13 protein-coding genes are annotated in these 14147 nt (G+C 65.3%); 2 read left to right on the forward strand and 11 right to left on the reverse strand.

The window, feature by feature from the left end:
- Positions 1 to 64 precede the first annotated feature (64 nt).
- Positions 65 to 970: a hypothetical protein gene (locus tag VN634_11815; protein ID HXC51565.1), complete on the forward strand. Its 906-nt coding sequence runs from the start codon at positions 65 to 67 to the stop codon at positions 968 to 970.
- Positions 971 to 1368: 398 nt separating this feature from the next.
- Here VN634_11815 and VN634_11820 read toward each other — a convergent pair whose 3' ends face one another.
- From VN634_11820 to rpoZ, 10 genes are all read right to left on the reverse strand, one after another.
- Positions 1369 to 2682, reverse strand: a complete 1314-nt coding sequence (locus tag VN634_11820) for a DUF763 domain-containing protein (protein ID HXC51566.1) — start codon at positions 2680 to 2682, stop codon at positions 1369 to 1371.
- Between the two features lie 54 nt (positions 2683 to 2736).
- Positions 2737 to 3966: a bifunctional glutamate N-acetyltransferase/amino-acid acetyltransferase ArgJ gene (argJ, locus tag VN634_11825; protein ID HXC51567.1), complete on the reverse strand. Its 1230-nt coding sequence runs from the start codon at positions 3964 to 3966 to the stop codon at positions 2737 to 2739.
- The gene (gene secA, locus VN634_11830) at positions 3945 to 6755 is read right to left on the reverse strand and encodes a preprotein translocase subunit SecA (protein ID HXC51568.1); all 2811 of its coding nucleotides are present in this window, start codon (positions 6753 to 6755) and stop codon (positions 3945 to 3947) included. Before secA ends, argJ begins: the two co-directional genes overlap by 22 nt.
- Before the next feature lie 107 nt (positions 6756 to 6862).
- Positions 6863 to 7732 (reverse strand): UbiA prenyltransferase family protein, encoded by an 870-nt coding sequence (locus tag VN634_11835; protein HXC51569.1) that lies wholly within the window; start codon positions 7730 to 7732, stop codon positions 6863 to 6865.
- A complete protein-coding gene (gene yihA / locus VN634_11840) occupies positions 7732 to 8361 on the reverse strand; it encodes a ribosome biogenesis GTP-binding protein YihA/YsxC (protein HXC51570.1) in 630 nt (209 codons plus the stop codon). The genes VN634_11835 and yihA overlap by 1 nt, the downstream gene beginning before the upstream one ends.
- A 67-nt stretch (positions 8362 to 8428) precedes the next feature.
- Entirely contained in the window at positions 8429 to 9028 is a 600-nt protein-coding gene (locus VN634_11845; protein ID HXC51571.1) for an SRPBCC family protein, read from the reverse strand.
- 200 nt (positions 9029 to 9228) lie between these two features.
- Positions 9229 to 9630 carry a hypothetical protein gene (locus VN634_11850; GenBank protein ID HXC51572.1) on the reverse strand — a complete coding sequence of 134 codons (402 nt, stop codon included), beginning with the start codon at positions 9628 to 9630 and terminating at the stop codon, positions 9229 to 9231.
- A gap of 317 nt (positions 9631 to 9947) precedes the next feature.
- A complete protein-coding gene (locus VN634_11855) occupies positions 9948 to 10685 on the reverse strand; it encodes a molybdopterin-binding protein (GenBank protein ID HXC51573.1) in 738 nt (245 codons plus the stop codon).
- 25 nt (positions 10686 to 10710) lie between these two features.
- Positions 10711 to 11910 carry an RNA polymerase factor sigma-32 gene (locus VN634_11860; GenBank protein ID HXC51574.1) on the reverse strand — a complete coding sequence of 400 codons (1200 nt, stop codon included), beginning with the start codon at positions 11908 to 11910 and terminating at the stop codon, positions 10711 to 10713.
- A gap of 64 nt (positions 11911 to 11974) precedes the next feature.
- Positions 11975 to 12175: a DNA-directed RNA polymerase subunit omega gene (rpoZ, locus tag VN634_11865; GenBank protein HXC51575.1), complete on the reverse strand. Its 201-nt coding sequence runs from the start codon at positions 12173 to 12175 to the stop codon at positions 11975 to 11977.
- An 85-nt stretch (positions 12176 to 12260) separates the two neighbouring features.
- On the opposite strand from rpoZ, the gene VN634_11870 reads away from it, so the two are divergent.
- Complete coding sequence (locus VN634_11870; protein HXC51576.1) at positions 12261 to 12935, forward strand: NnrU family protein; 675 nt, start codon at positions 12261 to 12263, stop codon at positions 12933 to 12935.
- A gap of 56 nt (positions 12936 to 12991) precedes the next feature.
- On the opposite strand, the gene VN634_11875 is transcribed toward VN634_11870, so the two are convergent.
- Positions 12992 to 14047, reverse strand: a complete 1056-nt coding sequence (locus VN634_11875) for a hypothetical protein (GenBank protein HXC51577.1) — start codon at positions 14045 to 14047, stop codon at positions 12992 to 12994.
- Positions 14048 to 14147 lie beyond the last annotated feature (100 nt).

A 14147-nucleotide genomic window follows, 5' to 3' on the forward strand; every position in this document is an offset into this window, starting at 1 on the left:
TCTCCGGTGATCCGCGAGGTCTCCACGAGCAGACGCTGCGAGAAAACTCAGGAGGCCTTCCAGTATGAAGAAACAATTATTGACGTGCAGCGCGGTGCTCGCGCTCGCACTGCCGTCCGCGGCATTCGCGGGCGCATACGGTGAGCGGGAGGAAGCGACCGAGTCGCCCGTTTCGCCGCCGGCGGTGCAGATGCGAGAGGAAGTTCAGGAGAGCGAGGCGTTCTACCGCTCGTTCGCAAGCTTCATCACCGACGCGGAAACTTCCCGCGGCGTGTGGGCGGAAGTCGGAAGCCTGTACTTCAACGACGACACACGCGGCATCGATATCGATGGCGCACACACGTTCCTGCACGTCTCGTACGGCCAGGAGATGTGGGAAGCCGGCCTGCTGCTGCCGTACGAATACGTCAAACTCGATGCCGGCTTCGGAAATTTCGAAGGAGATGGCGTCGGCGATCTCAGCCTCTGGGGCAAAATCGTTCCGGTTCGTACCGACGTATTCACGCTCGGCATCGGCATGAGCGCGAGCTTCCCGAGCGGTGACCAGCAGGCGTTCACGTCGGACGAATACGGCTTCAATCCGTTCCTTACGGCAGGCTTCGTTGCCGGACCGGTCCACCTCGGGACTTCGGTCGGCTACTCGCGCTTCACCGACAGCGAGAGATCCGACGCGTTCACCTACAGCGCCGATGTCCTCGCGCCGATTGGCGACATGGTCGTGCTGCGAGCGGAGCTGATCGGTGCGCACTATGCGGACCTCCATCAGAACGAAGGCCACGGCGTGACGTCGTCGGACATCACGGCATTCGGCGGCGTCGGCGACGACCCGGTGAGCGTCGTGCCCGGCGTGGACATCATCTTCCCGATCGGCGACGCGGGGCAGCTCATGCTGCGTCCGACGGGAGCGATCGGCATTTCCGACGCGGCCGACTGGCAGCTCGGACTCAGCATCGCGTTCGCGCAGACCTGATCGAAGGTCTGCGTTCGCGCAGACCCGACCCACGGTCTGCGCTCTGCGGGACGGCCCGGGCGACGAAAGTCGCCCGGGCCTTTTTTTGCCCGACGATCCTGATTCATGCGGAAACCGGCTTGTGTCGATGCGCTACGGCGATGGGCTTGTTGTTGCGATGCGCAGCGCCGCCAGCGCGGCAATGTCCCTGCTGTACGAACATTCCGCGGGGAATGTTGCGGGATGGAGGCGCGCGCGGTGAGCAATCTCGCCAACGCGAACATTCCCCGCGGAATGTCGGGCGATGGCGGGCGCTCGCTCGGCTCGCGACCCCGAAGCACCCACACAAACCCGCGACGAGCCCTTTCACCTGCGGTTTCGTGCCCGTTCCGTCAGGACCGCCCGATGCCAGCGGTCGCTCAACTTTTGAAGAGCCGGAGCTGATCCTGCGTGGCGACCGGCCTTGCGCGCTTCGGCTGAGCCGAACGATCGTGCGTGAGGACCGTCGCACCGCCGAGGCCTCGACTGGCTGCCCGTTCGGCAGCGACGACGTCTTCGAACGTGGCGCTGCCGCGGTTCTCGAGCATGCGCGCCTGCTCGTCGAGCCGGCGGATTGCGGCAAGCTTCTCGTCGTTGCCGAGCTTCGACAGCGCAAGCGCATGTTTGAGCGTTGCGATCGTCTCGTCGTAGACGCGCAGCGGGACGGGAAACGGATGGCCGTCCTTTCCGCCGTGCGCGAAGGCGAATCGTGCGGGATCTTCGAAGCGTACGGGTGTCCCGTGAACCACTTCGCTGACGAGCGCGAGCGCGGCGACGCTTCGTGCGCCCATGCCGGGCGTCAGCAGCAGCTCTTCGTAGTTGCCCGCTCCGTGATCGGCCGCAGCAGCGAGGGTTCCGCGCAACCGGCGCAGGAACACATCGGTCGGGCGCACGTCGTGGTGCGCGGGCATCGCAAGATGCGGCGGCATCGCGGGCTCGTCCGGTCCGAAAATCTCGACGTTCGCAGGCTCTCCTTCCCGCATCCGTTTGAGCACGTCGACGACCTGATCCGGGCCGGCCTGTGCGAGCGCGAGCTGTTTGTCGCGCGACGGGCGGGCTCTTCGGTCGGTCATGTTCAGAACCGTGCCGTGCGGCGGCCCGTCGATGGCGGCGTGCGGCTCCTCGACGAAGCTCGTCAGGCCTTCGGACAACCAGTGATAGCGCCGCGCCTGGCGCCGGTCGGTATTCATCCCCTGCTGCACGACCACCCACGAGCCATCGCGCGCGAGCACGAAGCTGTGCAGATAGAGATCGAAGCCGTCCTGGACCGCAGCGCTGTCGACCTTCGCCGCCAGCCGGCTCGCGCGCGCCAGCCCGTTTCCGTCCACCCCGATGCGCTCGCCGATGCCGATCAGCTCCTGCGGCGTTCGCCTCGAATGGCGGCCGCGGCCGCCGCAGACGAAGATCCCGAGCTCATCCTCTATCGGAGCAAGACCGCGCTTGAGCGAACCCATCACGCTCGTCGTGATGCCGGAGGAGTGCCAGTCCATTCCCATCACCGCGCCGAACGACTGGAACCAGAACGGATGCGCGAGGCGGCGGAGAAACTCGTCGCGGCCGTAATGATGGACAATCGTCTCGGCAATCAGCCGGCCGAGACGCGTCATGCGCTCGGCGAGCCATGGGGGGACATGCCCGCCATGGAGTGGCAGGTCGGCGCTTCCCGTGCGGCGGCCGTGGTGCAGTCTCGCCATGCAGCAATGTTAGGCGATGCGCGCCCGGATGCGAGAGGGAAAAAGGCGTGGACGTCAGCTGGTGTACGCCGAGTTGAAGACGACGTATTCGGTCGTCAGATCGCTCGTGATCACCGTCGCGGCTCCCGGCCCGTCGCCGAGCTTGATCGCGATCTCATACGCATCGGCTTTCATCGCGCGCCGCGCGGCCACGACGGCGTCCTCGGAGATCACGACGCCGGCGTGCACGAGCGCCACGTTTCCGACGCGCACCTCGAGTGCACCGAGATCGAACGTCGCGTCGGTATTGCCGAGCGCCATGACGAGCCGTCCCCAGTTCGGATCGGCTCCGGTAATCGCACAGCGCACCAGCGGGGAGTTGATGATGCGGCGCGCGGCGCGGTCGGCTTCGTCGTCGCTCGCGGCGCCGGTGATCGTAAGGTCGACCATCTTGGTCGCGCCTTCGCCGTCGCGCACGACCATGCGGGCCGTCTCGTCGAGCACGGCGGCTACCGCAGCAGCTACGGCGGCATAACCCGGTGAATCCGGACCGTCGATCGGCACTCCGGCGACCTCGCCGGAAGCCATCAGAAGGCACGTGTCGTTGGTGCTGGTGTCGCCGTCGACGCTGATGCGGTTGAAGCTCTTTGCGACGCCGTCTTTCAGCATCGCGCCGGCGCAAGCCGGCGACATCTTTGCGTCGGTCAGCACGAACGCGAGCAGCGTCGCCATGTGCGGCTCGATCATTCCGGCGCCCTTCGCCATGGCCGTCACGTGGATCTCGACGCCGTCGACGTTCACCTTGCGCTCGGCCCACTTCGGAAACGCATCCGACGTCATGATCGCGCGCGCCGCGGCGCCGAAGCCGCGCTTGCTCAGCGAGTCCACGCCGACCGAGATCGCGCGCGCCATCACGCGGTGGTCGAGCGGAACGCCGATCACTCCGGTCGAACACGGGATCACGAGCGTCGGCGCGATGCCGAGGCGCGAGGCGAGCTCGTCGCAGCTCCAGCGCGCCAGCTTGAGGCCCTGCTCGCCGGTTGCGCAGTTGGCGTTGCCGGAGTTGATCATCACGGCCTGGAGCTGGCCGTCCTTGATGTGATCGCGCGAGACGACGACCGGCGCGGCAGCGCAGCGATTCTGCGTGAAGACGGCGGCGGCTGCGCACGGACGATCGGCGACGATGAGCGCAAAGTCGCGCCGGCCCTTCTTCTTGATGCCGCCGTGCACGCCGCAGAAACGAAAGCCGCGCACGGCGACCGGCGACGCGGCAGGCTCGATTTTCACGCGAGCTTCCCGTGACATTTCTTGTACTTCTTGCCGCTGCCGCACGGGCACTGCTCGTTGCGGCCGACCGTGCTCGTGGAAGCCTGCGCCGGCCGCTGCGACGGGGCCGCCGAGCTTCCGTGCGACATCACCATCTGCCGTTCGGCGCGCACGCGCTGTTCTTCGAGGCGCTGCTGGCCGATGCGCTGCTGGAACGACTGACGCTCGGCCTGGCGGCGCTGCTCGATCTGTGCCTGCTCCGCGCGCGCGGCTTCGGCCTGTTCGGCGGTGCCCGGTTCGCTCGCGCCGTGCTCGACGGCTTCGGCTTCCTGCTCGGCTTCGGCCTGCTGCATGCGAAGGCGGGCTTCTTCCTCGGTGATGGGACGCATCGCGTAGAGCTTCTCGACGGCGTCGTCTTCGAAACGCGCCATCATCGCTTCGAACAGCTCGAAGCCCTCGCGCTGATACTCCTGGAGCGGGTTCCTCTGCGCATAGCCGCGCAGCCCGATGCCTTCCTTCAGGTGATCCATGCCGAGCAGGTGATCCTTCCAGTGATGGTCGATCGCCTGCAGCAGAACCCACTTTTCGAGCTGGCGCACGACGTCGTCGCCGAACATCCGCTCGCGGCCCTCGTAGGCGTCGCGCACGAACGCGACGAGCTTCTCCTTCGCGCCGGGCTGCGTGATCTTCTCGCGCTCTTCCTCGGGGAGGTCGAAGCGCACGTGATAGTGGCCGAAGACCGCATCGAACAGGCCTTTCCAGTCCCACTCGGTGCGGCGCTCGCCCGGAAGAAACGTCTCGATCAGCGCTTCGGCCTGCTCGGTCGCCAGCTCGAGCGCTTCGTTGCGCAGGTTCTCGGACTCGAGATAGGCCCGGCGGCGCGCATAGACGATCTCGCGCTGCTTGTTCATCACGTCGTCGTATTCGAGAAGATGCTTTCGCATGTCGAAGTTGTGACCTTCGACTTTCTTCTGCGCATTTTCGACAGCGCGCGAGACCATGCGCGATTCGATCGGCACGCCTTCTTCCATGCCGAGCCGCTGCATCAGGCCCTGGATGCGTTCGGCGCCGAAGATCCGGAGCAGGTCGTCTTCGAGCGACAGGAAGAACCTGGACGAGCCGGGATCGCCCTGGCGGCCCGACCGGCCGCGCAGCTGGTTGTCGATGCGGCGCGACTCGTGGCGTTCGGTCCCGAGGATGTGGAGACCGCCGGCGGCAACGACTTCGTCGCGCTCGGCTTCGCACTGCGCCCGGAACTTCTCGAGCATCTCCGGATAGCGCGCGTCTTCCTCGCCGAGCTGGCATGCGGCGCGCGCAAGGAACACGGGATTGCCGCCGAGCACGATGTCGGTGCCGCGGCCGGCCATGTTGGTCGAGATCGTGACCGCGCCCTTGCGTCCGGCCTGCGCGACGATTTCGGCCTCGCGCTGGTGCTGTTTCGCGTTGAGCACGTGGTGCGGCACGCCGTCGACCTTGAGCTTGGCGGCCAGCATCTCGGACTTTTCGATCGAGATCGTGCCGACGAGCACCGGCTGCCCGCGTTCGTGGCAGTCCTTGATCTCTTCGATCACCGCGTCGTATTTCTCGCGTGCGCTCTTGTAGACGACGTCGGGATGGTCCTTGCGGACCATCGGGCGGTTGGTCGGAACCACGATCACGTCGAGACCGTAGATCTTGCGGAACTCCTCGGCCTCGGTCTCGGCGGTTCCGGTCATGCCCGAGAGCTTCTCGTACATGCGGAAATAGTTCTGGAACGTGATCGTCGCGAGCGTCTGGTTCTCGCGCTCGATGCGCACGCCTTCCTTGGCTTCGACGGCCTGGTGGAGACCGTCGCTCCAGCGGCGCCCCGGCATCAGGCGTCCGGTGAACTCGTCGACGATGACGACCTGGCCGTCGTGGATCATGTAGTCCACGTCGACCTTGTAGAGCGCGTGCGCACGCAGGCCCTGGTTGACGTGGTGCAATACTTCGATCGCGGTCGGATCGTAAAGGTTCTCGATCTTCAGCAGGTCTTCGACGAACGCGACGCCTTCCTCGGTGAGCATCGCCGAGCGCTGCTTCTCGTCGACCGTGAAATGCTCGTCCTTCTTCAGGCGCGGGATGATGCCGTTGATCGTGTAGTACTTCTCGGTCGACTGCTCGGCCGGGCCCGAGATGATCAGCGGGGTACGCGCCTCGTCGACGAGGATCGAGTCCACTTCGTCGACGATCGCGTAGTGGAGCGGCCGCTGCGCGAACGACGTGACCGAGAACTTCATGTTGTCGCGCAGGTAGTCGAAACCGTACTCGTTGTTCTGGCCGTACGTGATGTCGGAGCGGTAGGCGGCCATGCGCTCGTCGTCGGGCATGTCGTGGTAAATGACGCCGACCGACATGCCGAGGAACCGGTAGATCTGTCCCATCCAGTCCGCATCGCGGCGGGCCAGGTAGTCGTTGACGGTGACGAGGTGGGCACCCTTGCCGCTGAGCGCGTTGGCGTACAGCGGCAGCGTCGCGACGAGCGTCTTGCCTTCTCCGGTCTTCATCTCGGCGATGCGGCCGGCGTGAAGAATCAGGCCTCCGACCATCTGCGTGTCGAAGTGCCGCATGTTGAGCACCCGTTTGCCGGCTTCGCGCACGGTCGCGAATGCTTCGACGAGCATGGAGTCGAGCGGCTCGCCCTGATCGAGCCGTTCACGGAAGCGCACGGTCTGCGCCGCAAGCTCGGCGTCGGACATCGCCGCGATCGTCGGCTCCATCTCGCCGATGCTGGCGACCACGGGCCGCAGACGCTTGATGAAGCGGGTGCTGATGTCGCCGACGATTTTCTTGCGGAGATTCTCGAGCATGTTCGACTGGGCGCTGCCTTTCCAGGCGGCGCAGCGGGCGCCACCTTCGCTAAGTCCTTATCTCTCTGAGGCAAGCCGGCCGGCCGGTTTGTCTGCTGGCCACCCTTTCAGGAGTAGATGAGGACAACCACGGTCGCGGCCCACAGCGCCACCGCGCCGAGCAGCGGCATATCGCCGAGGAGTGCTTCCGTCGGGTTCCCGCCCTGGTCGCGGCCGTATATGAGGAAGAGGTATCGAAAAACACCGCAGACCACAAAAGGCACGGTGAGATAGAGCCGGCTGGTGCCGAGACGCTGGGCGACCTCGGTGCTGAGCGTGTATTGCGTATAGATCATGACCACCAGCAGCGCCGACAGCACCAGCAGCGCATCGAGGGGAACCCGCAGGTAAAGCTCAGGCGCCGGCCGGTCGGCCGACGCATTCGCACCCCGCGGGTCGAGCTCCGCGCGCCGGTTGGCGAGCGCGAGGAACATCGCCAGCAGAAAAGTCGCAAGGAAGAGCCAGGCCGACATGTGCGCGCCGGCCGTCACTACACCGGCGGCGGTCCGCAGCACGAATCCGCCCGCAATCGTCACTACGTCGATGACCGGAATGTGCTTGAGCTTCAGGGTGTAGGCCGCCTCGAGCGCGAGAAACGCCGACACGCACATCACCATCGGAAGTCCGATCGCGCCGGCCCCGGCAAGCGCCGCCGATGCCAGCCCGACCGCGAGCGCCGTCGCGCTCGACGACGAGATCCGGCCGGCGGGAATCGGCCGCGAGCGTATGCGGACGTGATGACCGTCACCGCTCGTCTCGAACAGGTCGTTCCACACGCAAGCCGAGCTCGACGCCAGGCAGAACACGATGAAGCCGGCAAGGGTGCGGGCGACGGCGGCGCTGTCGCCGAGATGCAGCGAGAACACCAGCGCGATCAGCACGAACCCGTTCTTGATCCATTGCGTCGGCCGGAGCGCCGCCCACAGGTCTGCGGCCACTATTCGTCGAGCTCCGGCTCGTTCTCCGCGGTCGCCGAGATCTCTTCCGGCTCGGTCTCGATGGCCGCCTTGATCCAGCGCCACAGCGCATCGATGCCAGTGCCGCTCTCCGACGACGTCGCCATGACGACCGCCGGCGCGACCGCCGCGCGGATCCCGGCGAGCTGCCGGGCGAGCGCCGATCTTTTGAGCTTGTCGGCCTTGGTCGCGACGAACGCGTACGGAAGCCCGACCGAATCGAGATATGCGGCCAGCTCGTATTCTTCGTCTTCGGGTCCGCGGCGAACGTCGACAAGAATCAGCACGCCCGCCAGCTCCTGGCGCGTGGAAAGGAAACGCTCGATCAGTTTCTTCCAGGCGGCGCGCTCGGTCTGCGAGCGGCTCGCGTAGCCGTACCCCGGCAGGTCGACGAGCGTGAACGCATCATTGATATCGAAGAACATGAGGCCGCGCGTGCAGCCTGGCGTGCGGCTGGTGCGCGCCAGCCCGCGCCGCCCGGTCATCGTGTTGAGCAGCGACGACTTGCCGACGTTCGAGCGACCGGCCACCGCGACTTCCGGATGAACGGCCGCAGGCATGGACGCAATCGTCGTCGCGGCGGCGCGGAACTCGGCTCGTAGAACTTTCATGCAGAAAAAACGCGAGGCCGTCCCCGGTGGGAGACGGCCTCGCAAGGTGTCCGTCGGACGAAGGGAATCAGCTCGTCTGCTTCTTGATCGCCCGGACCTGGTTGACGAAGCTTTCCTTGATGGCGCTGCGCTGCACGTCCTCGGAGATCGGAAGCGCAATCTTGTCGGTCTGCTTGGCGTCGTACGTGTACAGCGACTTGGTTCCGTCAGGCGAGCCGGTCAGCGTGTAGGTGCCCTCGATGTCGGCAATCGTCGACGTCAGGGTCTTGATCTTGAGCGTCTTGGCGGCGTCGTCGAAGTCCATCGCCACCGTGAGCTGCTGGAGGTTGTCGAGCGCCATCACGTGCAGCTCGAGCTCCTTGTGGTTGCCTTCGTCCTTGAGGATATCGCTCTTCTTGTACTGCTCGCTGTTCTTGGAGAGCAGCTCGGGGTGCTTCATGGCGGCCCAGACCTTGTCGGGCGGCGCATCGATGCGCGATTCCATGTGGATCGTGAAGACTTTGCCGTCCTTCTTGATGTCGGCGGCGGCGATCTCCTCGATCGGGCCTTCCCACTTTACGGCGGCATTCTTGGCGCGGAAGTATCCGGAGATCGCGTCGCAGCCGGAGAATGTCGCTACCGAGACGAGTGCGGCGGCAATGACGAACAGACGTGCATGGTGCTTCATGGGCGGTCCTCAAAGACGGCGCAGCGGGCGCCGGGTTTGCTTCAGAGATTTAACGGCCCTGCTGCGGTCGCGGCAGGCGCCATCGGCGCGAAGCTAGACCGATTGCGACCGCCAGACAAACCGGCAGGCGCCCGTCCGACTGGCCGGGCGTCGGCTTCGGGCGATCGAAAGCGTGGGTGGTTCGGCCGCTGCGGCCGGTATCAGAACGAGGCGCTGGAGCCGGTATCACCGAGACGGCCGTCCTTGTCCTCGCTTGCCGGGCGGCCTCGAACGCCGTTGAAATGTACCCGCTCGCGGCCGGTCATCATGTCGGTCGTCAGCACGTAGTCGCCGCCGAGCGACGGCACCCAGACTCCGTCGGCTACGTCGCGGTTGGCTCCCGAGAGCACATACGCAAATCCGCCCGTCACGCCGCCGAGAATTCCGTACGTGACCTTGACCGGCATGTAGACCACGTTGGCCAGCACGGCCACCATTCCGATGCCGAAGTCCGAGCCGGCTTCCTTGGTCTGCGCTGCATGGGCATCCGTCGCCGGAGCCACCCACGCGAGAACCGCAGCCAGCACGGCCACGGCAAATCGATTCGTTCTGTTGTGTTTCATCGCTGCCTCCACACCACTTCCTCTTTCCTCGTCGCTGCCACTGCCCGGCACGGGTGCCGCGGGGGCTGGGACCGGCTCTGCGCTCGCCGGCCGTTGGCTGGACCGCCCCAGACTGCCATTCCGTCGCTTCGCAGCAAGGGCCTGTACAGGAATGAACAGGACCGGGACGAGAGCTCGTCGGCTCGCCATCTGATGAATGAGAGTCTATCAGCTTTTTATCGGAACGAGAGCTTGTCAGCTCTCCATTTGAACGAGAGCTTCTCAGCTCTCTATCTGAACGAGAGCTTCTCAGCTCTCTATGTGTCAACGAGAGCCTGTCAGCTCTCTACGCGAAACACGCAGCCGGCGGGGAGGCGTTCTACGAGGTCGGCCAGTGCGCGCTCGAGATAGGACTCGTCCTTGGACTCGAGCGTCAGCCGGACACGGTAGTTCGGGTCGGAAAGCTTCGGATACGAGCCGAGCAGCAGGTCGGGAAACGCCGTCAGCGTGGCGTTGAGAAACTCGGCGATTCGCGTCTCGTTGTCGCGAACGAGAACCTGCCGGAGAAAATACGGCCTTACCACGAAGCGATCGCGCAACGAGAGGATCTTGGCCTGAAAAAGCTCCGGGATCCCGGGAAGAATGTACACGTTGCGGACGAGCACCGTCGGAAACGCGAGCTTGTCGTCGACGATCAGCTCGGCGCCGTCGGGAATCTGCGCCATCTTCAGATGCGCCGCGTTGACGCGGCTGCCGACGAAGTTCTCGATCGCACGCCGCAGCTCGATGTGCTCGACCAGGCGCAGGCCGAACGCGGCCGCCACTCCGTCCATCGTGATGTCGTCGTGAGTCGGCCCCACTCCGCCCGACGTGAACACGACGTCGTAGCGCTCGGAAAGGTCGAAGACGTCGGTCGCGATCTTCTCGACGTCGTCCGGTACGACCACGACGCGTTCGAGCGATACGCCGAGGCTCCTCAGCTCGCGCGCGAGGAACGGCGTATTGATGTCGGTGACCTTGCCCGAGAGGATTTCGTTGCCGATGACGGCAAAAGCGGCGGTCAGATGGTCGCGCACTCGGACGAGCCTACCACGCCGGCCATCAGCGCACCATTTCCTCGTCGAGGTCTCGCACCTCGGCGACGAGGTACTCGCGGAGCTTTTTCTTGACGGCGGCCTCCATCTGTCGCACGCGCTCGCGGCTCACCCCGTAGCGATCGCCGAGCTCCTGCAGGGTCAGCGGATCCTCGGCCACGAGCCGCTCGCGATAGATTTCGGCCTCGCGGCCTTTCAGGCGCGAACCGAACTCCTCGATCTTCTCCTTCATCAGAGCGTAGAACTCGCCATCGGATACGTCCTGCTCGGCGCTGTGGCCGGGCGCAGGCAGCAGATCGAGCATCGTGCCGGTGCCGCCGTCGTGACCGAGCGGGGTTTCGACCGAGACTTCCGACGAGCTCGCCAGCCGCTGGTCCATCTCGATGACTTCTTTTTCCTTGACGCCGAGCACATCGGCGATCTGCTTGGCCGACGGCGTGAATCCGAGCGACTCGAGGCGCGCCTTTTCCTTCTTCAGGTTGAAGAACAGGCGGCGCTGCGCCTGCGTGGTGCCGACCTTGACGAGCCGGAAGTTGTTCATCACGTAGCGGATGACGTACGCGCGGATCCACCACACGGCATACGACGGAAAGCGCACGCCGCGGTACGGATCGAACTGCTTGACGGCTTCGAGAAGCCCGACGTTGCCTTCCTGGATGAGGTCGAGAAGGTTGTGGAACGCCCGCTGGTATTCGCGTGCGACGATCACGACGAGCCTCAGGTTGGCCGTCACCAGCTTGACGGCCGCATCGGCGTCGTGGTGATGGAAGTAGCGTAGCGCGATCTCGTGTTCTTCTTCGCGCGAAAGCACCGGATACGTGCGGATCTCGGAAAGGTAGCGTGCGAGCGAATCCGTCGGCGCGATCGCCGGCTGGTCCTTGCCGGCCGGAACCGGCAGCGCGCCGTCATCGGCGGAAATTTCGATCTCGTCGATGTCGGGCGTGTCCGCGTCGCCGAATTCGGCATCGATGAGCTCGGATTCGAGGACTTCCGGCTCGGCTTCGAGCGCTTCGCCGGCGTCTGCGGTTTCGCGAGCCTCGTCGGTCTCGTCAGGCTTGTTGTCGACTTGCGAAGCTGCGGAAGACTTTCGGCGGCGGTCGGCGCTTTTGACGGAAGCCGGGGCCTTGCCTGCAGACGGTGTTGCCGCTGCGGCCGGCGTTTCCTTTGCGGAGGAAGCTTTGGAAGAGGCGGGTTTGCGAGCGGCCATGCGACGTACGAGCGGCCTCAGGCGATGCCCGGACCGGTTTCGCTTGCGCGGCCGGCCAGCCGGGCTAGGCCTTGGTCGGATCCGATACCGGCGAGACGACGCCGGCGGCAATCTCACGAAGCGACGTGACGACTTCCTTGTTTTCCGTCTCGACGAGCGGCCTGGAGCCGCGCAGCAGCTGCTTGGCGCGGCGCACGGCCACGGTGGCAAGCAGGAAACGGTTTTCCACTCTCTCGAGACAGTCTTCGACGGTTACTCTTGCCATTGCACTTCCTTAAGGGATTTCGCGCGATTATCGTCGGGCCGCCGCCGAAGTCAACGTGCCCTTGCAGCACCCCGGGAGGTCCGTCGTGACGTCCACCGAGCAGATCGTCCTGTGGATTCTCGCATTTGCCGCAACCCATATGGGAATGGCCTCACTTCGCGTGCGGCCGCGCCTCGTGGCCGCGCTCGGAGAAGGAGCGTATCTCGGCATTTACACCGTGGTTTCGTTCGCGACGTTCGTGCCGCTGGTGATGGCTTACCTGCGGGGGATCCACGGCGGTGCGATGCTGTGGAACCTGCGCAGCGTGCCGGTCGTTCATGCCGTTGCGCTCGGCGTTGCGTGGCTCTCGTTCACGCTCGCGCTCGCCGCGCTCGTGCAGCCGAGCCCCGCAAGCATCGGGCCGCGCACCACGACGCGCGCGCGAGGCCTGACGCGCATCACGCGCCATCCGCTGTTCATGAACATCGGGATCTGGGGACTCGCCCACTGCGTGGTCAACGGGTTCGTCAACGACGTGCTGTTCTTCGGCGGCATCTTTCTCGTCGGGCTTTTCGGATGCATGCACCAGGATGCGCGCAAGCGTGTCACCGAAAAGGGCGTGCTCGATGAGTTCTACGCCGAGACCTCGCTGGTGCCGTTTGCCGCAATCGCAACCGGACGCGGAAAGCTGGTGCCGGGCGAGCTGCCGTGGATCGGGATCGCCGTCGGCGGAGTCGCGTCGCTCGCGCTGTATCATTTCCACGACGCGATGTTTCACTGAGCGGCGTCGCGGCAAACGGTGCCGTCGCGGGTTTCGCACGCGACGCGCGGTCGCCGCTACTGGAACACGATGTCGTCGAACAGGGCCTCGATCGACGGCGGGGAATCGACCGCATAGACCATCGGCCCTACCTGGAGCGTTGCCGCGAGATCCGGCCGGTTGAACGAGTGAATCATCGTCCACGAATCGCCGGACGTTGCGCGCCAGTACATTTCGATCGTCGCGCCGCTGCGCCGCAGGCGGACCTGGCCGCTCGCGGTTCCCGATGGTGTCGCAGCCCACGTGCTGACCGAATCGTCGGTCGATTTGTACTCGTAGCACGTGCCCTGAACGTTGCTGCCCGCGCCCATCGCCGTATGCACCGTATTGACCGGGCCGGCGGCGGGATCGCGCGCGAGAATTCCTGCGAACCGGTATTCGGGCGGTGGAGGATTCGACGTCATCGACGGATCGCGGACCGTGAGCGTCGCCGTTACGTCGAAGTCGCCGGTCACTTCCTTGTACACGAGCGGGCCTTCTCCGGCCTGGTACCAGACGTTGCCGCCGCCGCTCACGGTCGGCGTCAGGTGCAGCGCACCACCGGATACGCTGATCGTGACGAGCCCCGGATGAAGAACCGTCCACGACGGGTCGAGACTCGTGCCGTCGAACGTATCATCGAGCGATTCCTCCGGCGGACCTCCGAAGACCGCCGGTGTACACAGCTCGACCGCCTTGAAGCCTGCGATCGTGCGCGAACCGAACTGGTCGGTCACGACAACGGGCGCGATCTCCGATGCCGGACACTTGAGCCGGTAGCAGAGCCTGCTGTACGCCAGCTCTTCGCCGTCGAGCGTGATCACCGACCCGCCCGTGATCGACGTGACCGTTTTTCCTGCGGGCACGCAGAATTCCTTCGCGCGGCCCTTGATGGTGCAGCCTTCGAGCCCGAAGCCCGCCGTGCTCGCGTCGAGGTCGACCGCGGCACTGTCGAACGTCGTCGCGTCCTTGATCTTGAAGCATTTCAGGTGATCGTCGGTCTGCGCCGCCGCCGACGCCGCAAATGCAATCTGCATCGCGGCCGCGACGAGAGCCTGTACGGATGCGAAATGAATGGTGGAAAAGTGATTCATGATTCGCGGCCCTCCCCGCGGTGGAATCTAGCTTTCCGCCACGGACTCGTCGATCGGTTTCCGCCGGCAAATGCGCTGCACGCGACGGTACGTCCGCTAC

This window comes from Candidatus Limnocylindrales bacterium (assembly GCA_035571835.1).
Taxonomy (GTDB): Bacteria; Desulfobacterota; Binatia; order UBA1149; family CAITLU01; genus DATNBU01.